Source organism: Streptomyces sp. NPDC002588 (assembly GCF_040295925.1).
In the GTDB taxonomy this organism is placed as follows: Bacteria; Actinomycetota; Actinomycetes; order Streptomycetales; family Streptomycetaceae; genus Streptomyces.
In genome coordinates, this window is record NZ_JBEOWF010000016.1 from 15,393 (window position 1) to 37,227 (window position 21,835).

Here is a 21,835-nt window from a genome sequence, read left to right on the forward strand (position 1 = left end):
CCAGCCAGCCCCCTCACCGGAAGGACCCCCGTGTCTGCCGACCCATTCACCCTCGCCGATCTCAAGCGCATCCTCCTGGAAGCCGCCGGCGCCGAAGAGGGCGTCGACCTCGACGGAGACGTTCTCGACACCGAGTTCACCGCGCTCGGCTACGAGTCGCTGGCCCTCCTGGAGACCGGCAGCCGGATCGAGCGCACGTACGGCATCGCCCTCGACGACGACCTGCTGACCGACGCGCTCACCCCGCGCGCCCTCATCGGCGTCGTCAACGACCTGCTGACCGTCTCCCGCACCGTCTGAGAGGCCGCCATGACCACGACCACCACCGGCCGCGTCGCTCTCGTCACCGGCGCCACCAGCGGCATCGGTCTGGCCGTCGCCCGGCTGCTCGCCGTCCAGGGTCACCGCGTGTTCATCGGTGCCCGCGACGCGGAGAACGTCGAGGCCACCGTCAAGGAACTCGTCGCCGAGGGGCTCGACGTGGCCGGTACGACCGTCGACGTCCGCGAACCCGAGGCCGTACGGAACTTCGTGCGGGCCGCGCTGGAGCGGTTCGGGACGATCGATGTGCTCGTCAACAACGCGGGCCGGTCCGGCGGCGGCGTCACCGCCGACATCGCCGACGAGCTGTGGGAGGACGTCATCGAGACGAACCTCACCAGCGTCTTCCGGCTCACCCGCGAGGTCCTCACCACGGGCGGGCTGCGCCACAAGGACCGGGGCCGCATCATCAACATCGCCTCCACGGCCGGCAAGCAGGGCGTCGTACTGGGCGCCCCCTACTCCGCGTCGAAGCACGGCGTCGTCGGCTTCACCAAGGCCCTCGGCAACGAACTCGCGCCCACCGGCATCACCGTCAACGCGGTCTGCCCCGGGTATGTCGAGACGCCGATGGCGCAGCGGGTCCGGCAGGGGTACGCCGCCGCCTACGACACCAGCGAGGACGCGATCCTGGAGAAGTTCCAGGCGAAGATCCCGCTCGGCCGGTACTCCACCCCGGAAGAGGTCGCGGGCCTGGTCGGCTACCTCGCCTCCGACACCGCCGCCTCCATCACCGCACAGGCCCTCAACGTCTGCGGCGGCCTCGGCAACTTCTGACCAGGACCCAGGACCATGACGAAGGAGCCCCGACCATGACAACCCGTGAGGTCGAGCACGAGATCACCGTCGGCGCCCCCGCGGCGGCCGTCTACCGCCTCATCGCCGACGTGGTGAACTGGCCCCGGATCTTCCCGCCCACCATCCACGTCGACCAGGTCGAGCACACCGGCGCCGAGGAACGCATCCGGATCTGGGCCACGGCACGCGGCGAGGCCAAGAACTGGACCTCCCGCCGCACCCTGGACCCGGAGGGCCTGCGCATCACCTTCCGGCAGGAGATCAGCACCCCGCCGGTCGCCGCGATGGGCGGCGCCTGGATCATCGAACCCCTCGGCGACAACAAGGCCCGGGTCCGGCTCACACACGACTACCGCGCGGTCGACGACGCCCCGGAAGGGCTCGCCTGGATCGACGAGGCCGTCGACCGCAACAGCCGCTCCGAACTCGCCGCGCTGCGCACCAACGTAGAAGCCGCCCACGCCGCCGAGGACCTGACGTTCTCCTTCACCGACAGCGTCACCGTCACCGGCGCCGCCAAGGACCTCTTCGACTTCGTCAACGAGGCCGACCAGTGGGCCGAGCGGCTCCCGCACGTCGCGTCCGTACGCCTCACCGAGGACACCCCAGGACTCCAGACCCTGGAGATGGACACCCGCGCCAAGGACGGTTCCACGCACACCACCAAGTCCTACCGCGTGACCTTCCCCCACCACCGCATCGCCTACAAACAGGTCACCCTGCCCGCGCTGCTGACCCTGCACACCGGCGTGTGGACCTTCGAGGAGACCGGGGAAGGCACCGTCGCCTCCTCCCAGCACACCGTCAGCCTCAACACCGACAACATCTCCGCCGTCCTCGGCCCCGAGGCGACCGTGGCCGACGCCCGGACATACGTCCACACCGCCCTGTCCACCAACAGCCTCGCCACCCTCGGCCACGCCAAGGCGTACGCCGAGACGCTCGCGGGGGAGCGGGGCTGACGTGCCCGACACGCAGGTCGTGGTCGTCGGCGCGGGCCCCGTCGGGCTGCTACTCGCCGGGGAACTGCGCCTCGGCGGCGCCGACGTCGTCGTACTCGAACGGCTCGAAGAGCCCACCACCGAGTCGCGGGCCTCGACCCTTCACGCCCGCACGATGGAGATCTTCGACAGCAGGGGGCTGTGGGACGGGGGCGACAGCCCGGCTGGCGACTCGCGCGGGCACTTCGCCGGGATCCCGGTCGACCTGACACTGCCCGGCAGCCGGCCGGGGCTGTGGAAGGTGCCCCAGTTCGACACCGAACGGCTGCTCGCGCGCCGGGCCGCCGGGCTCGGCGCCGACGTGCGGCGCGGGCAGGAGGTGCGGGCGGTCACCGACGCGGGCGCGTACGTCGAGGTCGAGACCGGCGACCACGTCGTACGCGCCGCCTGGCTCGTCGCCTGCGACGGCGAGGACAGCACCGTACGCCGCCTCCTCGGCGCGGACTTCCCCGGCCACGACGCGCGGCGCGAGCTGCTGCGGGCCGACGTCGCCGGGATCGACGTCCCCGACCGGCGCTTCGAGCGGCTGCCGGACGGGCTGGCCGTCGCCGCGCGCCGGGCCGACGGGGTGACGCGGGTGATGGTGCACGAGCACGGCGCGCCGGTGCCCGTACGGACCGGGCCGCCCGCGTACGACGAGATCGCGCGCGCCTGGAAGCGGGTCACCGGCGAGGACGTCGGCGGCGGTACCCCGCTGTGGGTGAACGCGTTCGACGACACGACCCGCCAGCTCACCCACTACCGGCACGGCCGCGTCCTGTTCGCGGGCGACGCCGCGCACCGCCAGCCCCCCATCGGCGGCCAGGCCCTCAACCTGGGCCTGCACGACGCCTTCAACCTGGGCTGGAAACTCGCCGCCGAGGTCACCGGACGCGCCCACCCCGGCCTCCTCGACACCTACCACGCCGAACGCCACCCGGTCGGCGCGCGCACCCTCTCCATCATCGAGGCGCAGGCGCTGCTGCTGTTCGGCGGCCCCGAGGTGGAACCCGTACGCGCCCTGCTCACCGAACTCATCGGCCACGAACCGGTCCGCGCCCACCTCGCCGCGACGATCGGCGGCCTCGACGTCCACTACGACGGCGTCGGCGCCCGCCTGCCGCAGAGCGCCGACCTCCTGCGCGCCGGACGGGGGTTGCTCCTCGGCCCCGCCGACATCCTGGGCGGCGTCCCCTACGCCCCCGCCGAGCACTGGACCCTCGTACGGCCCGACGGGCACGTCGTCTGGGCGGACCCGTCCGCCCCGCCGCCGCAAGAGGTGCTCGCCCGCTGGTTCGGCCCACCAACGACGTAAGGAAACCCGCCATGCCCCTGATCTCGCCCGACGACGGCTACCTGACCGTCTTCAACCTCTTCGAGACGGACACCCGGCCCCTCCAGGACGACGTGCTCGACGCGATGCGCGACATCATCGACCACGCCGACTACCCCGGCTGGATCTCCTCGACGCTGCACTCGGGCGTGGACGAGCCGGGCACCGTCAACTACATCCAGTGGCGCAGCGCCGCCGACCTCCAGGCCCGGTACGAGGGCCAGAAGTTCCGGCAGAAGACCGTGCCGCTGTTCCACAAACTCGCTCGGACCGTACGCCTGTTGAAGACCGAACTGGCCTTCGCCCAGCACCACCCCGCGCTGGACCGGGGCATCGAGATCTCGCCGGAACGCGACGACTACACCGTCGTGATCGTCTTCGACACGCGCCCCGAGGACCAGAAGGACCTCCTGGAGACCCTCGCCAAACCGGACGAGTGGATCACGACCGTGCCCGGCTACCGCTCGCACACCTACTTCCGGGGCGTGGACGGCACGTACGTCGTCAACTACGCCCAGTGGGACAGCAAGGAGGCGTACGACGCGTTCCACACCCTTCCCGAGGAGCAGCGGCCGGCCGACATTCGCCAGGGCCGGGAGCGGGCGCGGTCCCTCGTCACCGGGCGGCAGGCCAACACCTACCGGGTGACACACTCCCGGTCAGCTCTGCCGGCGCAGGACTGACCGGCATGGCCGACACCGACGTCATCGTCGTCGGCGCGGGGCCGACCGGGCTGACGCTCGCCGGTGAACTGCGCCTGGGCGGCGCGCGCGTGACGGTCGTGGAGCGGCTCGCCGAGCCCACCGGACAGTCCCGGGGGCTGGGTTTCACCGCCCGTGCCATGGAGGCGTTCGACCAGCGGGGGCTGCTGCCGCGCTTCGGAACGCCGGAGATCAGCCCTGTCGGCCACTTCGGCGGGGTGCGGTTCGACTACACCGTCCTGCCGGGTGCCCACTTCGGGGCCCGGGGGATACCGCAGTCGCGCACCGAGGCGGTGCTGGAGGAGTGGGCGGTCGAACTCGGCGCGGTCGTCCACCGGGGGTGGGAGTTCACCGGGCTGGATGCCGGTGACTCGGCGGTGGAGATCACCGTACGCACCCCCGAAGGGCCTGGGCGGCTGCGCGCCGCCTACCTCGTGGGCGCCGACGGCGGGCACAGCCCCGTGCGTGAGGCCGCCGGGATCGCCTTCCCCGGCACACCGGCCGCCCGTGTCATGTACCTCGCGGACGTGGTGGGCCGCAAGCTGCGGCCCCGGCCGCTCGGGGAGCGTCTGGAACACGGCATGGTGATGGCGGCGCCCCTGACCGACGAGGTCGACCGCATCATCGTCTGCCCGGACGGCGCCCCGCCCCGCGAGGACGCGGCGCCCGTCACGTTCGCCGAGGTCGCGGACGCCTGGTGGCGGCTCACCGGCGAGGACATCGCCGACGCCGACACCGAGTGGGTCAGCTCCTTCACCGACGCCACCCGGCAGGCGGCCACCTACCGCGCGGGCCGGGTCCTGCTCGCCGGGGACGCCGCCCACATCCACCTCCCGGCCGGCGGCCAGGGCATGAGCACCGGCATCCTGGACGCCGTCAACCTGGGCTGGAAGCTCGCCGCCGAGGTCACCGGCCGCGCCCACCCCGGCCTCCTCGACACCTACCACGCCGAACGCCACCCGGTCGGCGCCCGCCTGCTGCTGAACACCCGCGCCCAGGGCACGGTCTTCCTCGGCGGCCGGGAGTCCGACCCGCTGCGCGCCCTGTTCGCCGAACTCATCGCGTACGACGACGTCAAACGCCATCTCGCCGGCGCGGTGAGCGGTATCGACGTCCGGTACGACCTCGGCGGCGGCCACCCGCTGACCGGCGGGCGCGTCGCACCCCGCGCCCTGGTCGGGCCCGCCGGGGAGACCAGCACCGCCCAACTCCTGCACCCCGCGCGCGGTGTCCTCCTCGACCTCGCCGACGACCCGGAGATCCGCACGGCCGCCGCCCCCTGGCACGACCGGGTGACCGTCACGACCGCCAAGCCGGCCGACGACCCGTACGACGAACCGGCCGACCTGCACGCCCTGTTGATCCGCCCCGACGGACACGCCGCGTGGGTGTCCGCCGCGCCCGGCGGCGAGGGGCTCACCGACGCCCTGCACCGCTGGTTCGGACCCGTCACCGACCGAAAGGCAGTACCGGCATGAGTGAAAAGACCCTCGCCGACCTGCGGGACAGGGCCGACCTCACCGCCCTCGCCGACCGCTACGTCACCCACCTCGACCGCGACCGGCACCGCGACGACTGGTTCGGCGCGGTCTTCACCGACGACGCCCACCTCACCTTCCCCATGGGCGAGTACAAGGGGATCGCGGGGCTCACCGAGTTCCAGGAGATGGCCCGTACGACCTTCGAGCGCACCCACCACACCGCGTCCAACTACTCCATCGACGTCCACGGCGACCGGGCCACGATCCGCGCGCACCTGACCGCCGTACACGTCCGCAAGGCCGCCGAGCCCGGCGTCCACTTCACCATCGGCGGGCACTACGAGGCCGGTGCGGTGCGGACCGCCGACGGCTGGCGCATCGACCGGTTCGTCTTCGACCTGGTGTGGCACGAAGGGCAGGGCCCGCAGGGCGCGCCGGGGCACTGACCCAGCGACTTTGCAGAGATCTGACGTACCGCGCAAAGACCTGACATCAGCTCGGCTTGTACCGCCCGACCGGCCTCGACACACTTCAGGTGGGCCTGTCGGTGTGTCCCGGTCGGACCCCACCGGCCGACCCCGCCGCCAAGGAGGAAGCTCCGCCATGCCCCCAGGCACCCGTGAACTGCCCCTGCACGCACAGGTGTTGCAGCTCGTCACCGCAGGATGGCTCGCCCAGGCGGTCAGTGCGACCGCCGAACTCGGCGTCGCCGACGCGCTCGCCGAAGGCCCCCGACCGCTAGCCGAACTCGCCGCCGCGACCGACACGCACGCGCCCAGCCTCTACCGGCTGCTGCGGGCCGGCGCCGATATCGGCCTGTTCACCGAACACGACGGCCAGGTCTTCGAACTGACCGCGCTGGGCGACGCGTTGCGCGCCGACAGCCCGGTCAGCCTGCGCAACTTCGCGATCTGGACCGGGCTGCCCGCCGAACGGCACGCCTGGGCCGGCCTCGCCGACGCCGTACGCACCGGGCACACCGCCTTCCCCGAGGTGCTCGGCAAGTCCGTCTGGGACTACCTGCACGACCACCCCGACGTGCTCGGCGTCTTCGACCGGGCCATGACCGAGGCGTCCCGGCAGATCATCGCGCCGGTCGTCGCCGCGTACGACTTCGGGCGGTTCCCGACGATCGTCGACGCGGGCGGCGGGCGGGGCGCGCTGCTGGCCGCCGTCCTCGCGTCCGCGCCCGGGACGCGCGGGATTCTGTACGACCGGCCCGAGGTCATCGCCTCGGCCGGGCAGCCGCTGCGGGACGCCGGGGTGGCCGACCGGGCGGAGCTGGTCGCCGGGGACTTCTTCGAGTCCGTGCCGGGCGGCGGTGACGCCGTGATCCTCTCCAACATCATCCACGACTGGGACGACGAGCAGTCCCGGCGCATCCTGACCAACGCGCGTGCCGCGCTGGCCGACGAGGGGCACGTGTTGCTGGTCGAGGCCGTGTTGCCGGACCGGCCTCGGCCCTCGCCGACGGTTTCCCTGATGGACCTCGACATGCTGGTCGTCGCCGGGGGACAGCAGCGTACGGCCGGTGAGTTCGAGGCGCTGCTGGCGGACTCGGGGCTCAAGCTGACGCGGGTCGTGCCGGGTGGGCATTGCAGCGTGATCGAGGCTGCACGGGTCTGACACGGAGTGGGTGTCTCCGGTAAGGCCCACTGAAATCCGTACCGAGAATCCGTACCGAGGAAAGAAGCAGATGACAGAACGGCTCGCACGCAAACTGTGGTTCGGGATCGGACCGGGGGTCGCCGTCGACGACGCGCCGGACGTCGTACGCCGGGTCGAGTACGCCGACCGGGCGGGGCTCGACTTCTTCGCCCTGTCCGACCACCCGTACTACGGCGATCGGCTGGAGGCGTACGGCACGCTCGGACTGCTCCTCGGCCGGACCCGGACCATCACCGGCGTCACGACCGTCACCAACCTGCCGACCCGCCCGGTGCCGCTGCTGGCCCGCACCCTGTCGACGCTGTCCGCGCTCTCCGGGGGCCGGGTCGTCCTCGGCATCGGCGCGGGCGGCTACTGGGACGACATCGCCCGCTTCGGTGTCACCCGGCTCGACCCGGCCGCCGCCGTACGCGCCCTGGAGGAGGCCATCGGCCTGGTGCGGGCGCTGTCCGGCGGCCCGGCCCCGGTCACCCTGGACGGCGAGTTCACCCAGGTCGTCGGGCTCGACCCGGCGCCGGTGCCCGCGCCGCTGGTCTGGACGGGGTCCGTGGGCCCCAAGTCCCTCGCGGTCACCGGGCGTTCGGCGGACGGCTGGATCCCCGGCAACGCGGCGGACTGGCACAGCGAGCGGTACCGCAGCTCACGGCCGCTGGTCGAGGAAGCCGCGCGCTCCGTCGGCCGTGACCCCGCGGACATCGCGACCGTCTTCAACCTGCCGGCCCGCATCACCGACGCCCCCGTCAACGCCCCGCGCGACTCGTCCGGGCGGTGGCTGGGTGGTTCCGTCGGCCAGTGGATCACCGAACTGACCGAGGCCGTCCTCGAACACGGCGCATCCGGGTTCGTGTACTTCGCGTCCGGTGACCCCTCGGGGCAGGTCGGCCTCGGGCGGTGGGCCGAGGAGATCGTGCCGGCCGTCCGTGAGGCGGTCGCCAAGGGCTGACGAACCCCCCCTCGCCGTTTCTCCCGAGTCCCTTCGAGACCCGAGTTCCTTTGAGAAAGGTCCTGAGATGCCCACCAGAACCACCCGCTCGCGCCGTCGGCTTCGTCTCGCGGGCGCGCTGCTCGCGGTCGTCCTGCCCGTCGCCGCATGTTCGGGCGGGGGCGGGGACTCGGGCGGTACGAGCGACGGGGCGCCGCGTGACGGGGGGACGCTGCTGGTCGGGGCCGAGGCGGATCCGGGGTGCCTGGATCCGCAGCAGACGGGGCAGATCAGCGCGATCGACGTCACCCGGTCCGTGGTCGACTCGCTCACCGCTCAGGATCCGAAGTCCGGCAAGATCGTGCCGTGGCTGGCGAAGTCGTTCACGACCAGCGCGGACGGCAGCGCGTTCACGTTCGTGCTGCGCGACGGCGTCACCTTCAGCGACGGCAAGCCCGTCGACGCGGCGGCGGTGAAGGCCACGTTCGACAACCTGGTGAAGCTGCCCGCGAACGGCGCCCCCAGCTATCTGATCGGCTACCAGGGCACGACCGTCACCGACGCGCACACCCTCACCGTCAAGTTCGCGACGGCCAACGCCCAGTTCCTCCAGGCGACTTCGACCGTCGGCCTGGGGATCCTGTCGCCCGCGTCGTTCACGGCCTCGGCCGCCGACCGCTGCCGGGGCAAGTTCATCGGCTCGGGCCCGTACGTCCTGGACCACTACACCACCAACCAGGAAGCCGTACTGAAGAAGCGGGCGGACTACGCCTGGCCGTCGTCCCTCGCCACGCACAAGGGCGCCGCCCGCCTCGACGAGGTGAAGTTCACGTTCATCCCGGAGGCCGGCGCCCGCACCGGCGCCCTCTCCTCCGGTCAGGTCGACATGGCCAAGGCACTTCAGCCCACGGACGAGGCCCAGTTCAAGGGCAACGGCTTCCGCGTCCTGTCGGCGCCGGGACCCGGGCTCGTACCGCCGCTCTCCCTCAACCATCAGGGGATCCTCGCCGACCGGAAGGTCCGCGAGGCGCTCCTCGAGGGCATCGACCGGCAGGGGCTCGTCGACTCCGTGTTCAGCGACTCGTACCAGCCCGCCACAAGCGTGCTGTCCTCGACGACGCCGTACTACGAGGACTTCTCCGACAGACTCCGCTACGACCCGCAGGGCGCCGAATCCCTGCTGGACAGCGCGGGTTGGAAGGAGGGCAAGGACGGCATCCGCGAGAAGGACGGCAAGCCGCTCGCCCTCACCTGGCTGATCCCCGCGCCGATGCCGCCCGCGAACGAGGCCGTGCAGCAGCAGCTCCGGAAGATCGGCGTCGACCTGAAGCTGAAGGCCGTCACCCCCGCCGTCTACGTCGAGCAGCAGCAGAAGGGCAACTTCGACCTCACCGCCGTCGGTGTCACCCGCGCCGACCCGGACGTCCTGCGCAACATCTTCTACACCAAGAGCGCCAACCTCTGGCACCTGCCGCCGAGCGAACTCGACACCTACCTTGAGCAGGAGGCCGCGGCGACCGACGCGAAGACCCGCCAGACCGCCGTGTCCAACGCGGTCCGCTGGATCCTCGACCACGCCGACACCGTCCCGCTGTACGAGGGCGCCCAGGTCCACGGCGTCTCCGACAAGGTCAAGGGCTTCACGCTCGACGCCTCCAACCGGTTCGACCTGTACGACACCTGGCTGGGCTGAGGGAGGTCGACTGTGCACACGGCCCTGTACGCGGCCACCCGGACACTGCGCGCGGTGTTCGTCGTCTGGGCCGCCTTCACCCTCACCTTCGTCGCGCTGCGACTGCTGCCCGGCGACCCGGTCGCGCTCATGCTCAGCGGGCGCGGCGGCTTCGCCGAACTGACACCGCAGCAGATCGCCCAGGCGCGCGCGGAACTCGGCTTCGACCGGCCGCTGATGGTCCAGTACGGCTCCGCGCTCGCCGACGCGCTCCACGGCGACCTCGGCGCGTCCCTCCAGACCGGGCAGCCGGTCTCCCGCATGATCGCCGACGCGATCCCGCCGACCCTCCAGGTCGGCACCCTCGCACTGCTGCTCGCGCTGACCCTGGGCACGCTGCTCGGAGTCGCCGCGAACCTCACCGCGAGCCCTCTCCTACGCCAACTCCTGCGCTCACTCCCGTCGTTCGCGGTGTCCCTGCCCTCCTTCTGGGTGGGGCTCGTCCTGATCCAGTTCCTCTCCTTCCGCTGGCACCTCTTCCCCTCCCTCGGCGACAGCGGCTTCGACAGCGTGATCCTGCCCGCCTGCACCATGGCGATCCCGGGAGCCGCACTCGTCGCCCAGGTCCTCGGCAAGTCCCTCCACACGACCCTCCAGGAGCCGTACGCCGACACGGTCCGCGCCACTGGCGCGGGCCGGGCCCGGCTCCTCTTCGGCCACGGGCTGCGCAACGCGGCCATCCCGGCCGCGACCGTCGCCGGGATGCTCGTCGGCTCCCTGATCGGCGGCGCGGTCGTCGTCGAGACGGTCTTCTCACGGCCCGGCATGGGCCGCGTCACCCAGTCCGCCGTCTCCGCGCAGGACCTGCCGGTCGTACAGGGGGTGGTGGTAGTCGCCGCGCTGGCCTTCGCGGTGGTCAACCTGCTGATCGACCTGCTGTATCCGGTGCTCGACCCCCGGATCCGCGCCACGGGACGGCTGGTGACCGCATGACGACGCTGACTCAGTTGCCCGTCGAGCCGGTCCAGGAGCCCGCACGGCTTCGCCGCGTGTTCTCGGCCCCACTCCGCTCACCCGGCGTCACGCTCTCCGTCCTCGTCCTCGCGCTGGTCCTCGGCTGGGTCCTCGTACCGGACTGGTTCACCTCCCGCAGCCCCCTCACCGGCGTACCGGCGGACCGCTTCCAACCGCCGAGCGCCCAACATCCCTTCGGAACAGACCAGTTGGGCCGCGACATCTACGCCCGAGTGGTCCACGGCGCAGCCCTTTCGCTCCGCGCCACCGCCCTGGCCATCCTCATCGCCCTGGGCGGCGGAGTGATCCTCGGGCTCGTCGCCGGGTTCTTCGGCCGCTGGACGGACGCGGTCATCATGCGGGCCGTCGAGGTCACGATGTCCGTCCCGCCGCTCCTGCTCTCCCTCACCCTCGTCACCGCGCTCGGCGTGGGCACCGGCCAGATCGCCGTCGCCATCGGCGCGACCAGCGTCGCCGCGTTCACCCGAGTCATGCGGGCGGAAGTACTGCGCGTACGGGCCGCACCGTACGTCGAGGCCGCGATCCTCTGCGGCGCGCGATGGTGGCGCATCCTTCCCCGCTACATCCTCCCGTCCGCCATCGGCCCCGTCCTGGCCCTGGCCGCCCTCGACTTCGGCCTCGTCGTCCTCGCCGTCTCCAGTCTGGGCTTCCTGGGCTACGGCGAACCCCCACCGGCCCCCGAATGGGGCTCCCTCGTCGCCGACGGCCGCAACTACCTAGCGACGGCCTGGTGGCTGACCACTCTGCCCAGTCTCACGGTCACGGTCGTCGTCCTCGCGGCGAACCGGCTGTCACGGGTGCTCGAAGCGGAAGGGGGACATCGGTGAATCCGGTGGAACGGGTGCGTGATCACGACTCGGCTGCGGTTCCCCCTGTGGAGTCGGCCGGGGATCCGCTGCTGGCCGTGCGAGGGCTGCGGATCGGGTACCGCGCCGCGAGTGGTACGCACCTCGCTGTGGACGGGCTCGATCTGAGAGCGGCGGCCGGGGAGATCACCGCTGTGGTGGGGGAGTCCGGGTCGGGGAAGAGCAGTACCGCTCATGCGCTGGTCGGGCTGTTGCCGGCCGGGGGTGTGGTGCTGGGCGGTTCTGTCCGGCTCCAGGGCGATGAGCTGACCGGGCTCGGGGAGCGGGCCTGGCGACAGGTGCGGGGGCGGCGTATCGGGCTGATCCCGCAGGACCCCGGCGTCAGCCTCGACCCGGTCAAGCCGGTCGGCGCGCAGGTCGCCGAGGTGCTCCGGGTACACGGCCTGGCCACCCGCAGGGACGCCCCCGCCCGAGCCGTCGACCTCCTCGCCGAGGCCGGACTGCTCGATCCGGCACAGCGTGCCCGCCAGTACCCCCACGAACTCTCCGGTGGCATGCGCCAACGCGTGCTCATCGCCATCGCCACTGCCGCCCGCCCCCGCCTCCTCATCGCCGACGAACCCACCTCGGCCCTCGACGTCACGGTCCAACGCCAACTCCTCGACCATCTCCAGGAAGTCGTCACCACCACCGGCACCGCCATGCTCCTGGTCACCCACGACCTCGCGGTGGTCGCCGACCGGGCGCAGCACGTGGTGGTGATGTCCCAGGGGCGGGTGGTAGAGGTGGGGCCTGCCGGGCGGGTACTCGCGGATCCCCAACACCCGTACACACGCGCACTGTTGGCGGACGCGCCGACCCTCACGGCCCGGCCTCCGCGTGGCCGTTCCGGCAAGGCTGACCCAGCGTCAGCGATTGCGGCCACCCTCACCGCTCGGCCTACCCCCAGCGAACTGGCTTCACCGGCTCCCCTGTTGAGTGTCACCGGTCTCACCCGGGCCTTCCCCGTCCGGGGCCCGGTGCTGTCACGACGTCGTACACGCACCGCCGTCGACGGGGTCGGGTTCGAGTTGGGCAGGGGCGAGACCCTGGGCGTGGTGGGGGAGTCCGGGTCGGGGAAGTCGACGACCGCGCGGATGATTCTCGGGCTGGAGCGGGTCGACAGCGGCACGGTGCTGCTGGACGGGGTCGATGTCACCACCGTGCGGGGAGCCGCGCGGCGGGCGCTCCACCGTCGTATCCAGCTTGTCTATCAGAATCCGTACGCCTCGCTGAACCCCCGTTCCACCGTCGAGGAGTTGCTGACCGAGCCGTTGCGGAACCACGGGATCGGGAGCAGGGCGGAGTGGGGCGGGGAGGTGCGGCGGCTCCTCGACGATGTGGCGCTGCCGGCCGGCGTGGAGCGGCGCAAGGCGGCTGAGTTGTCCGGGGGCCAGCGGCAACGGGTCGCCATCGCACGGGCGTTGGCGCTCGGGCCGGAACTGCTGGTGTGCGACGAGCCGGTGTCCGCGCTCGACGTCACCGTTCAGGCCCGGATCCTGGAGCTGCTCGTCGGGCTTCAGGAGCGGCGTGGGCTGAGTTATCTGTTCATCTCTCACGATCTGGCTGTCGTCGCGCAGGTCAGTGACCGGATCGCGGTCATGCGCGGCGGCCGGATCGTGGAGAGCGGGCCCGCGGAGGAACTGCTGCGGTCGCCGCAACACCCTTACACCCGGGAGCTGTTGGCCGCCGTGCCGGGCCGCAGCGCGACGGAGGACATTCCATGCAGCTAGGGCTCATCACGTTCGGCAGTCTTCTGCCCGACCCGCTCACCGGCAGGACCCTCACCCAGCGCCAGCGGTTGCGGGACGTGGTGCGCGCGGCGGCGGAGGCGGAGGACGCCGGGTTCGTCTGGTACACCGTCGGCGAGCACCACTTCGGGGAGCGAGACGTCATCTCCTCGCCCGCGCTGGTGCTGGCCGCGATCGCGGAGCACACGTCGACGATCAGGCTGGCGACAGGGACCACGCTCGTCGCCAACCGCGACCCCGTACTCGTCGCCGAGGACTACGCGCTCGTCGACCTGCTGTCCGGCGGCCGGCTCGAACTCATCGCGGGCGGCTCTTTCTTCCCCGAGCCGTACGCGGTGTTCGGTCAGTCCCTTGAGTCGAAGGCGGCGCGCAAACGGGAGAACACGGAGCTGCTGATCCGGCTGTGGACCGAGGAACGGGTCACCTGGCAGGGCGAGTTCAGGCCGCCGCTGGCCGAAGTCACCGTACAGCCGAGGCCGTTGCAGCCGAAGCCGCCGCTGTGGATCAGCGGCGGAGTCGGGTCGGAGTCCGTGCAGCTCGCGGTGGAACACGGGCTGCCACTGGTCGTGGGGACCACCGCGCGTGAACCCGGCACGTTCGTACCGGTCTTCGCCGCGTACCGCACCCTGTGGCAGGAGAGCGGACGCACCGACCCGCCCGGCAGGCTCGGCGCCGCCAGCCATGTCTTCGTCGCCGAGTCGTCCCAGCGGGCGCGCGCCGTGTGGGCCTCCTACATGGACAACTACCTGACCGTGAAGAAGCCCGGCACCACGCACTTCACGACCCCGCCGGACTTCGACACGTACATCGGCGACAACGGGCCCGCGATCTGCGGCAGCCCCGCCGAGGTCGTCGACAAACTGGGCCGCCTGCACGAGTTGTGGGGCCACGACCTGCACCTCCTCGCCATCGACGTCGGAGGCATCCCGTACGCGGAGGTCCAGGCGGCCACCGAACTGACCGCCGCCGAGGTCCTTCCCCAGGTCGCCGGTCTCGGGACCGAGGCGGTGGCCGGTGCCTGAGCTGCCGCCCGTGGTCGACGCCGGGTGGGTGCGCGCCCACCGCGACACCCTCGTCCTCGCCGACGTCCGCTGGTTCCTGGACGGCCGCAGCGGCTACGACGCCTACCTCGCCGGCCATGTGCCCGGCGCGGTCTGGGTCGACGTCGACACGGTTCTGTCCGCCCCGCCCGACGAGACCGGCGGACGCCACCCCCTGCCCGAACCGGCCGAGTTCGCAAGGGCGTTGGGCGCGCTCGGCATCGGGGACGGTACGACCGTGGTGGCGTACGACGCCGACGGAGGGCCGTACGCCGCCCGGCTGGTGTGGCTGCTGCGCCGCACCGGACGGCCCGCCGCCCTGCTCGACGGCGGGCTGACGGGCTGGCCCGGTGAGACCGAGACCGGCGCCGTCGTACTCCCCGAGGCGCGGCTGACGCCGGTGAAGTGGCCCCAGGAGGCGCTGCGCAGTGCCGATCAGGTCGCGGCGGGCGACGCGATCGTCCTCGACGCCCGTGCCGCCGACCGGTACTCCGGTGCGAACGTCCTCCCGGCGGACGTCCGTTCCGGCCACATCCCAGGCGCCCACAGTGCCCCCTGGAGCGCGAACCTCACACCGGACGGCGCGTTCCTGACGCCCACCCAACTCCGCGTGCGCTACCAGCGGTTGGGGGTTGAGGACGGCACCGACGTCGTCGTCTACTGCGGCAGCGGAGTCACCGCCTGCCACGACCTCCTCGCCCTCGAACACGCCGGCATCACCGGCGCGGCCCTCTACCCGGGCTCCTGGTCCGCCTGGTCGACGGACCTGTCCCGGCCGGTGGCGACGGGCGAGGAGCCCGGGTAGGGGCCGGTGTTCACCAGCCCGTCCCGAATCTCGCCATCGGTTCGATCAACTCCCGCTCCTCGTAAGCGAGATGTGACAGGAGTGCGTCGGTGAGCAGGTCCATCGCCGCCCGTAGCGCCTCCCGTTCCTTCTCACCGCCCTCCTCGCCGACGAAGGCGACCAGTTCACGGTCGATGTGCTCGATCACCCCGTGGATGGCGTGGTGTTCCTCGGTCAGCCGGTCCAGCACCTCGCCGAGCCGGGGATCGGAGCGGCGCAGGTAGGGGAAGAGGTCCTCGTCCTCCCGGGTGTGGTGCAGGGTGGTGATCCGGCAGTACGACGCGCAGTACGCGCCGAGCGTCCAGGCGTTCTGCCGCAGGCTCAGCCGCTGGATCTCCGACCGCGCGTCCACCGGGGCGAGGGTGTCGGCCAGCACCTCCCGCACCACCTCACCGAGCCGGTCGAGATCGGCGCGGAGCTGATCGTGCGCGGCGACGAGATTCCGGGCCGGCTCCTGCTCGCGACGCGGATAGCGCCGCTCCGGGTCGGCGGGTGGCCCGACGGGGCGCGTCGACTCGTCCCACAACCGCTCGGCGGACCGCCACGCCTTCGGGGGCGGAGTGGGCCGTACGGACAGTGGATCCCCGGAGGGGGTGGCTCGGGGGCGGGGGCGGTTCCGGGCGAAGGCGGCCGGGACCGGGGCCCCAGCACCACCCGCACGCTGCCCGGCGACATCGCCCCGGCCACCCGCCGTGCCCGAGCCGTTCGCCGAACTCGGTTTTTCCGCCGCACGCTTGCGTTCCGCCGTCACCAACTGCCGTGTCGCCGGTGCCACTTCTGCAGCGAACGCCTGGAGCAGGCCCGGCTGATGGGCGGGCAGCAGAAAGCTGCTGGTGCCGTGTTCGAGGGTGAGCGCGGCGAGTTGCTCGGGCCAGGCGTCGAGTGGGCCCTGCGGGAAGCCGCCCGGTCCCGGTGAGAGGTTGTACAGCCGGCGGACCTCGGACGGGTCGCGGCCGGCGGAGACCGCCGCCTCGTCGACGACCCGGTGCCCTGCCGCGAGGCGGCCCGGCGGTACGTGCGGGACGCTGGGCAGCCAGCCGTCCGCCGTCGCGCCGGTCAGCCTCAGCATGCGGGGGCCGACCGCGCCGACCCAGATGCCGATGGGGTGAGCGGGTGCCGGTCCCGCGGTGGCGCCGTCGAGCCTGTAGTGCTCGCCGGGTACGCGGACCCGTCGGCCCTCGCTCCACAGTGCCCGGATGACGTCGATGGCCTCGCGGGTCGCCCGCACCGCCTCGCCGGGACCGCGGCGCGGTCCGCCGTCGGCGGCGATGGAGTCCCAGTACGCCCCGGCACCCAGCCCCAGTTCGACCCGGCCCCCGCTGAGCAGGTCCAGGCCGGCGGCGGTGCGGGCCAGCACGGCGGGCGGGCGCAGCGGGAGGTTCGCGACGTTCGGGAAGACCCGTACGCGGGTGGTGGACGCGGCGATCACCGCGAGCGCCATCCACGCGTCGAGCAGGTCCGGCCGGTAAGGGTGGTCCGGCACGCTCACCAGATCCAGTCCCGCCCGGTCGGCGACCCGGGCCAGCTCCACCGCGTCCTCGGCATGCCCCGCACTCGGCACCAGGACGGCACCGAAGAGGAGGTCGTGTCCGTAGTCAGGCATATGTGCGCGAACTCCTGGTTGTCGGCGCGACGTTGAGGCAGGGGTGCCGGGCGTCTCCCGGCGGGCGGGGATGGCAACTGGCCGGTGCGGCAGGGTGGTTGTGCTTGCATGGATGCCCGCACCCAGCCCCCTCAAGCCGCCGACGGTGACTGCTCCATGTCCGGAGCCACCGGCGCCGGAGTCCTGCCCCAGAACCTGCCCGGACCCGCCAGCGCGGCCAGCGTCGCGACGCCCAGGGCGATCGCCGACATGACGAACGCGGTGGTGTAGCCGGACTCGGCGGGTACTCGGGTGCCGGGGATCGTCTTGGAGACGACGATCGACGCGGCGATCTGGGCGCCGAGGGAGCCGCCGATCGTACGCATGATCGTGTTGATGCCGGTCGCCTCGCCGGTCTGGCTGCGGTCGACCGCGCTGACGACGAGGTTCGCGAGGGCGGCGAAGGCGAAACCGACTCCGATGCCGAGGACCCCGGAGCCGACGTACATGGTCCACTCGGTGTCGTGCGCGCCCGCATAGACCGCGAAGCCGACGACGCCGATCAGGCAGGCCAGGACGAGCGGCAGCTTCCAGCCGACGGCCGCGCCGATGCGCCCGGCGAGGGGGCTGGCGATCAGCATCGTCACGGCCATCGGCACCATGAACAGCCCGGCCTCGGTTACGGACGCGTCGAAGCCGTACCCGGCCTTGGACGGGGTCTGGGCGAGCAGCGGCACCAGCGTGAACGCGCCGTACATGCCGAACCCGATGATGAGCGCGGTGATGTGACTGGTCAGCACGGCGGGTCGGCGCAGCAGTTCGAGGTCGATGAGGGGCTCGCGGACCTTGCTCTCGGCGTATACGAACACCGCGAGCAGCACGACGGCGGCGAGGAACAGGCCGACGATCCCGCCGGACGTCCAGCCCCACGACTTGCCCTCGCTGATGGCGAGCAGCAGTGCCACGACACCCGCGCTGAGCAGCACCACACCGGCCCAGTCGATGCGCTCGGGGTTGGTGGCCGAGGACTCCTGGATGAACGCGGTGACGGCGGCGATGCCGAGCAGGATGACGACCAGTCCGAGCCAGAAGATCCAGTGCCAATCGAGGGCGTCGACGATCGGGCCGGGGATGACGAGCCCGACGCCGAAGCCGATGCCGAACGTGGACGAGATCAGGCCGATCGCCACCGGCACCCGCTCGCGCGGGAACTGGTCGCGCACGATCCCGAACGCCAGCGGGAAGGCGGCCGACCCGACACCCTGCACTGCGCGCGCCGCGATCAGCAGGGTGAGCGAGTCGGACAGGGCGGCGAGCAGGGTGCCCGCGGCGAAGACGGTGAGGCTGGCGATCAGCACCCGGCGCTTGCCGAACATGTCGCCGACCCGCCCCAGCAGGGCCGTCGCCACCGACGCGGTGAGCAGGAAGGAGCTGAGCACCCAGGAGACGGCCGTCGTCGAGGCGTCGAACTCGCGCTGGAGGTCGGGCAGCGCGGGCACGACCATCGTCTGCATCAGGGAGAAGGACAGGACGGCCAGGAGCAGGGCGCCGAACGGGGCGGCGGTGCCGCGCTGTGCGCCGGGGGCTGGTGTGTCGGTCATGGAGCGGTCCTCCGGGGACGGGCGCCTCGGTCCGCTGTTTCGGAGCACGGAATGAGCGCCGAACTAGTATCGTCTTGTAATGATTACACGATGTCATTCTTACGTCCAGTCACCGCATTCCCGTATCGTGAACGCATGAGCGAAACCCCTGAATCTGCTTCGGGTGCCACAACCCAGGACAGCGCGCCTCGCCCGCCGAGCCTGCTGGCGCTGCCGTCGTACCTCGCCGGGCACATGGCGCGAATCGGCCACGACGCGCTCGTCGAGGCGGTGGGCCGGCACGGGCTGCGGCTGCCGCACTTCGCGACCCTGACCGCGCTCTCGGACTTCGGCCCGCTGCCCCAGCACGTGCTGGCCGACCGGCTCGGCTTCCAGCGCAGCCACCTGGGCGGCTATCTGGACGCGATCGAGGAGCGCGGGCTGGTGCGCCGCACCCGCGACCGGTCCGACCGGCGCCGGCAACTGGTCGAACTGACCGACGAGGGGGCCCAGTTGCAGCGCCGACTGTGGCAGGTGGCCCAGGAGTCCCAGGACTCCTTCCTCAGCTGCTTCACCCCCGAGGAGCGGGACACGCTGACGATGCTGCTGCGCAGACTGCTGGACGCCGACGACCGGCCGCGCCGAGAAACACGCAACCGAATTTCGTAAAGGAAGATTCCGCGCGCCAAGTGACCGAAAACCGTTTCATACTGCTGCAACAGAAACTTCACTGCGTCGGGTTGGAATGCGCGGCCCCGATTTCATAGAATCGTGCGTGAGTTTTGCTTCGTGCGACGAACATGACTTACCGGGGGAGAGAGTATGACGCAGACGTCAGAGTTCTTGCGAGGGCCTCTTATACCCAACCAGCGCACCGAACTCCTGCCGGGCCCGGCACCTGTCGCGGTACCCGGCACCGCAGGCTGGCGCATCCTGCTCGTCGAGGGCGACGCCTCTGCGGCCTGCGCCCTGGAGGAGGGGCTGCGCCGGCACGGCCACGAGGTGGCCGCCGTGGACCGGGGCAGCGTCGCCCTGGCCGCCCACGAGAGCGTGGACCTCGTCCTGACGGAACTCGAACTGCCGGACCTGGACGGCCTGGAGGTGTGCAAGGCCATCCGCGCCGTCAGTTGTGTCCCGCTGATCGTCGTCACCGCGCGCGGCTCGGAGCTGGACAGAGTCCTCGGACTCCAGGCCGGCGCGGACGATTACCTGGTCAAGCCGTACGGTTTCCGTGAGCTGATGGCCCGCATCGACGCGGTCATGAGGCGTGTGCGCATCCAGAGCAGGCTGAGCCGGGCGATCGACCACGGCCCGCTGCACATCGACGTGAACTCCCGCGAGGTCTGCATGGACGGCCACAGCGTGGAGCTGACCCGCAAGGAGTTCGACCTCCTCTGCCTGCTCGCCTCCCACCCCGACACGGTCATCTCGCGCAAGCGCCTGCTCCAGCAGGTGTGGGGCGACTCCTGGTCCCGGCGGACCGTCGACACCCACGTCAGCAGCCTCCGCAGAAAGCTCGGCGACAGCGGCTGGGTCGTCACCGTACGCGGCGTCGGATTCCGGCTCGGACACGCCTGAATTTCCGCTCATGGCAATACGAAGAGCTACATGCGGCCTTTTTTTGCCGTAACTTTTGTCGCCGCGACGGAATAGATCGAGGCGACCGCCCGAAAATCACTCGCGTGGTGCCGGACCTGAAAACGGATTCCGGCACCACCGCGTTTTCCGACCCCTCCAGGGGGGCGGACTCCGATTCCCACCGATGGAAGCGAGTCGCGGATGTCTCACACGCATGAGTTCCCCGCCGTCGTCGCCGGCGCAGGCCCCACCGGGCTGCTGCTCGCCGGTGACCTCGCGGCGGCCGGCGTCGACGTCGTCGTACTGGAGAAGCGCCCGAAGGGCATCAGTAACCTGACCCGCGCCTTCGGCGTGCACGCCCGGACCCTCGAACTCCTCGACGCCCGGGGGCTCGCGGACGAACTCGTCCTCACCGGCCAGACCATCCGCGAGCTGCGACTGTTCGGGGCGGTGCCGTTCGACATCGGCACGCTGCCGTCCCGGTTCCCCTTCCTGCTGGTCACCCCGCAGTACGAGGTGGAGAAGCTGCTGCTGCGCCGGGCCCTGAAGAACGGCGCGGTCATCCGGTACGGCACGGAGGTCACCGGTCTGGAGCAGGACGGCGACGGCGTCACCGTGTCGGTGCGGACGGAGGCGGGCGACACGACCGTACGGACCAGGTATCTCGTCGGCGCCGATGGGGCGCGCAGTGCGGTGCGGGAGGCGCTCGGGCTGCCCTTCCCCGGAAAGGTGGTGATCCGGTCGGTCGCGCTCGCCGACGTGAAGTTCACCGAGGAGCCGTCCCTCGTGGTGCGGGTGCATGGCACCGGCGGCGCGTTCGGTTTCATCGCCCCCTTCGGTGACGGCTACTGGCGGGTCGGCGGCTGGGACCGCGCGCACCGGGGCGAACCCGACGACGCCCCGGTCGAGTTCGAGGAGCTGCGCGAACTCATCGAGCGGGCCTTCGGCTCCGACTTCGGGATGCACGACCCGCGCTGGCTGTCCCGCTTCCACAGCGACGAACGCCAGGTCCCGGACTACCGCGTGGGCCGCGTCCTGCTGGCCGGCGACGCCGCCCACCAGCACTCCCCGGCCGGCGGCCAGGGCATGAACACCGGCCTCCAGGACGCCGCCAACCTCGGCTGGAAGCTGGCGGCGGTACACAACGGCCGGTCCGCCGACGCCCTGCTGGACACCTACCACACCGAACGCCACCCCATCGGCAAGGCGGTCCTGCGCAGCAGCGGCCTCAACCTGCGCCTCGCCATGGCCCACAACCCACTGGAGATCGCCCTGCGCACCGTACGCAAGCTGGTGGTCACCCACGTACGCCCGGTGACCCGGCAGGCCGTCGGCGAGATCACCGGCATCGGCTTCTCCTACCCCGCCCCGAGAGGCGCGCACCCCCTGACCGGCAAGCGCGCCCCCGACCTGGAGCTGGACCGAGGGCGCCTGTACGAGGTGCTGCGCGAGGGACGTTTCGTGCTGGCCCTGCCGCCGGGTACGGAGGCCGGCGGGCTTGCCCGGGACGGGCTGGTCGTCGCCCACCGCACCGGCGGCGACGAGGCGCTCCTGGTCCGCCCCGACGGCTACTACGCCTGGGCGGGAGCGCCGCAGGTCCCCGTCATCGAGGCGGGCCTCGCCCCCTGGACGGGCTGACCGGACTTGGCGGACCGCGTCAGAGCGGTCCGCCACCACCGGCCGTACGCAGACCATCCCGGGCCC

Annotated in this window: 20 protein-coding genes; 18 read left to right on the forward strand and 2 right to left on the reverse strand. The window is 71.7% G+C overall.

Going from position 1 to position 21,835, the window contains the following annotated elements; translation table 11 throughout:
• The first annotated feature begins 30 nt into the window (after positions 1-30).
• The 15 genes from ABT057_RS19735 (at position 31) to ABT057_RS19805 (ending at position 15,352) form a co-directional block, all read left to right on the forward strand.
• On the forward strand, positions 31-300 hold the full coding sequence (locus ABT057_RS19735; protein WP_352344356.1) for an acyl carrier protein: 270 nt from the start codon (positions 31-33) through the stop codon (positions 298-300).
• Positions 301-309: 9 nt separating this feature from the next.
• Entirely contained in the window at positions 310-1,098 is a 789-nt protein-coding gene (gene fabG, locus ABT057_RS19740; protein ID WP_352344357.1) for a 3-oxoacyl-ACP reductase FabG, read from the forward strand.
• A gap of 35 nt (positions 1,099-1,133) precedes the next feature.
• Positions 1,134-2,081, forward strand: a complete 948-nt coding sequence (locus tag ABT057_RS19745) for an aromatase/cyclase (RefSeq protein WP_352344358.1) — start codon at positions 1,134-1,136, stop codon at positions 2,079-2,081.
• Between the two features lies 1 nt (position 2,082).
• Positions 2,083-3,414 (forward strand): FAD-dependent monooxygenase, encoded by a 1,332-nt coding sequence (locus ABT057_RS19750; protein WP_352344359.1) that lies wholly within the window; start codon positions 2,083-2,085, stop codon positions 3,412-3,414.
• Between the two features lie 11 nt (positions 3,415-3,425).
• On the forward strand, positions 3,426-4,115 hold the full coding sequence (locus ABT057_RS19755) for an antibiotic biosynthesis monooxygenase family protein (RefSeq protein ID WP_352344360.1): 690 nt from the start codon (positions 3,426-3,428) through the stop codon (positions 4,113-4,115).
• A gap of 5 nt (positions 4,116-4,120) precedes the next feature.
• Positions 4,121-5,611, forward strand: coding sequence for an FAD-dependent monooxygenase (locus tag ABT057_RS19760; protein WP_352344361.1), 1,491 nt, complete (start codon positions 4,121-4,123; stop codon positions 5,609-5,611).
• Positions 5,608-6,060, forward strand: coding sequence for a nuclear transport factor 2 family protein (locus ABT057_RS19765; protein WP_352344362.1), 453 nt, complete (start codon positions 5,608-5,610; stop codon positions 6,058-6,060). Before ABT057_RS19760 ends, ABT057_RS19765 begins: the two co-directional genes overlap by 4 nt.
• 157 nt (positions 6,061-6,217) lie before the next feature.
• Positions 6,218-7,240: a methyltransferase gene (locus ABT057_RS19770; protein WP_352344363.1), complete on the forward strand. Its 1,023-nt coding sequence runs from the start codon at positions 6,218-6,220 to the stop codon at positions 7,238-7,240.
• A gap of 70 nt (positions 7,241-7,310) precedes the next feature.
• The gene (locus tag ABT057_RS19775) at positions 7,311-8,225 is read left to right on the forward strand and encodes an LLM class flavin-dependent oxidoreductase (protein ID WP_352344364.1); all 915 of its coding nucleotides are present in this window, start codon (positions 7,311-7,313) and stop codon (positions 8,223-8,225) included.
• 67 nt (positions 8,226-8,292) lie between these two features.
• Positions 8,293-9,897, forward strand: a complete 1,605-nt coding sequence (locus ABT057_RS19780; protein WP_352344365.1) for an ABC transporter substrate-binding protein — start codon at positions 8,293-8,295, stop codon at positions 9,895-9,897.
• A gap of 12 nt (positions 9,898-9,909) precedes the next feature.
• Positions 9,910-10,869: an ABC transporter permease gene (locus tag ABT057_RS19785; protein ID WP_352344366.1), complete on the forward strand. Its 960-nt coding sequence runs from the start codon at positions 9,910-9,912 to the stop codon at positions 10,867-10,869.
• On the forward strand, positions 10,866-11,738 hold the full coding sequence (locus ABT057_RS19790) for an ABC transporter permease (RefSeq protein WP_352344367.1): 873 nt from the start codon (positions 10,866-10,868) through the stop codon (positions 11,736-11,738). The genes ABT057_RS19785 and ABT057_RS19790 overlap by 4 nt, the downstream gene beginning before the upstream one ends.
• A 5-nt stretch (positions 11,739-11,743) precedes the next feature.
• A complete protein-coding gene (locus tag ABT057_RS19795) occupies positions 11,744-13,489 on the forward strand; it encodes a dipeptide ABC transporter ATP-binding protein (protein WP_352344507.1) in 1,746 nt (581 codons plus the stop codon).
• Positions 13,480-14,529: an LLM class flavin-dependent oxidoreductase gene (locus ABT057_RS19800; protein ID WP_352344368.1), complete on the forward strand. Its 1,050-nt coding sequence runs from the start codon at positions 13,480-13,482 to the stop codon at positions 14,527-14,529. Before ABT057_RS19795 ends, ABT057_RS19800 begins: the two co-directional genes overlap by 10 nt.
• Positions 14,522-15,352 carry a sulfurtransferase gene (locus tag ABT057_RS19805; protein WP_352344369.1) on the forward strand — a complete coding sequence of 277 codons (831 nt, stop codon included), beginning with the start codon at positions 14,522-14,524 and terminating at the stop codon, positions 15,350-15,352. Before ABT057_RS19800 ends, ABT057_RS19805 begins: the two co-directional genes overlap by 8 nt.
• A 10-nt stretch (positions 15,353-15,362) precedes the next feature.
• On the opposite strand, the gene ABT057_RS19810 is transcribed toward ABT057_RS19805, so the two are convergent.
• Together ABT057_RS19810 and ABT057_RS19815 are read right to left on the reverse strand one after the other, a co-directional pair.
• Positions 15,363-16,994: an LLM class flavin-dependent oxidoreductase gene (locus tag ABT057_RS19810; RefSeq protein WP_352344370.1), complete on the reverse strand. Its 1,632-nt coding sequence runs from the start codon at positions 16,992-16,994 to the stop codon at positions 15,363-15,365.
• A gap of 131 nt (positions 16,995-17,125) precedes the next feature.
• Positions 17,126-18,574, reverse strand: a complete 1,449-nt coding sequence (locus ABT057_RS19815) for an MFS transporter (RefSeq protein WP_352344371.1) — start codon at positions 18,572-18,574, stop codon at positions 17,126-17,128.
• A gap of 135 nt (positions 18,575-18,709) precedes the next feature.
• Here ABT057_RS19815 and ABT057_RS19820 point away from each other — a divergent pair, with 135 nt between their 5' ends.
• From ABT057_RS19820 to ABT057_RS19830, 3 genes are all read left to right on the forward strand, one after another.
• On the forward strand, positions 18,710-19,222 hold the full coding sequence (locus ABT057_RS19820) for a MarR family winged helix-turn-helix transcriptional regulator (RefSeq protein ID WP_352344372.1): 513 nt from the start codon (positions 18,710-18,712) through the stop codon (positions 19,220-19,222).
• A 153-nt stretch (positions 19,223-19,375) separates the two neighbouring features.
• The gene (locus ABT057_RS19825; protein ID WP_352344373.1) at positions 19,376-20,131 is read left to right on the forward strand and encodes a response regulator transcription factor; all 756 of its coding nucleotides are present in this window, start codon (positions 19,376-19,378) and stop codon (positions 20,129-20,131) included.
• A gap of 201 nt (positions 20,132-20,332) precedes the next feature.
• Positions 20,333-21,769, forward strand: a complete 1,437-nt coding sequence (locus ABT057_RS19830; RefSeq protein ID WP_352344374.1) for an FAD-dependent oxidoreductase — start codon at positions 20,333-20,335, stop codon at positions 21,767-21,769.
• The last annotated feature ends 66 nt before the right edge of the window (positions 21,770-21,835 follow it).

Bases quoted from the DNA above. Each gene is read 5' to 3' on its own strand.
- fabG (WP_352344357.1), top strand. From the start codon at position 310: ATGACCACGACCACCACCGGCCGCGTCGCTCTCGTCACCGGCGCCACC.
- ABT057_RS19745 (WP_352344358.1), top strand. From the start codon at position 1,134: ATGACAACCCGTGAGGTCGAGCACGAGATCACCGTCGGCGCCCCCGCG.
- ABT057_RS19755 (WP_352344360.1), top strand. From the start codon at position 3,426: ATGCCCCTGATCTCGCCCGACGACGGCTACCTGACCGTCTTCAACCTC.
- ABT057_RS19760 (WP_352344361.1), top strand. From the start codon at position 4,121: ATGGCCGACACCGACGTCATCGTCGTCGGCGCGGGGCCGACCGGGCTG.
- ABT057_RS19765 (WP_352344362.1), top strand. From the start codon at position 5,608: ATGAGTGAAAAGACCCTCGCCGACCTGCGGGACAGGGCCGACCTCACC.
- ABT057_RS19770 (WP_352344363.1), top strand. From the start codon at position 6,218: ATGCCCCCAGGCACCCGTGAACTGCCCCTGCACGCACAGGTGTTGCAG.
- ABT057_RS19775 (WP_352344364.1), top strand. From the start codon at position 7,311: ATGACAGAACGGCTCGCACGCAAACTGTGGTTCGGGATCGGACCGGGG.
- ABT057_RS19780 (WP_352344365.1), top strand. From the start codon at position 8,293: ATGCCCACCAGAACCACCCGCTCGCGCCGTCGGCTTCGTCTCGCGGGC.
- ABT057_RS19790 (WP_352344367.1), top strand. From the start codon at position 10,866: ATGACGACGCTGACTCAGTTGCCCGTCGAGCCGGTCCAGGAGCCCGCA.
- ABT057_RS19800 (WP_352344368.1), top strand. From the start codon at position 13,480: ATGCAGCTAGGGCTCATCACGTTCGGCAGTCTTCTGCCCGACCCGCTC.
- ABT057_RS19810 (WP_352344370.1), bottom strand. From the start codon at position 16,994: ATGCCTGACTACGGACACGACCTCCTCTTCGGTGCCGTCCTGGTGCCG.
- ABT057_RS19815 (WP_352344371.1), bottom strand. From the start codon at position 18,574: ATGACCGACACACCAGCCCCCGGCGCACAGCGCGGCACCGCCGCCCCG.
- ABT057_RS19820 (WP_352344372.1), top strand. From the start codon at position 18,710: ATGAGCGAAACCCCTGAATCTGCTTCGGGTGCCACAACCCAGGACAGC.
- ABT057_RS19825 (WP_352344373.1), top strand. From the start codon at position 19,376: ATGACGCAGACGTCAGAGTTCTTGCGAGGGCCTCTTATACCCAACCAG.
- ABT057_RS19830 (WP_352344374.1), top strand. From the start codon at position 20,333: ATGTCTCACACGCATGAGTTCCCCGCCGTCGTCGCCGGCGCAGGCCCC.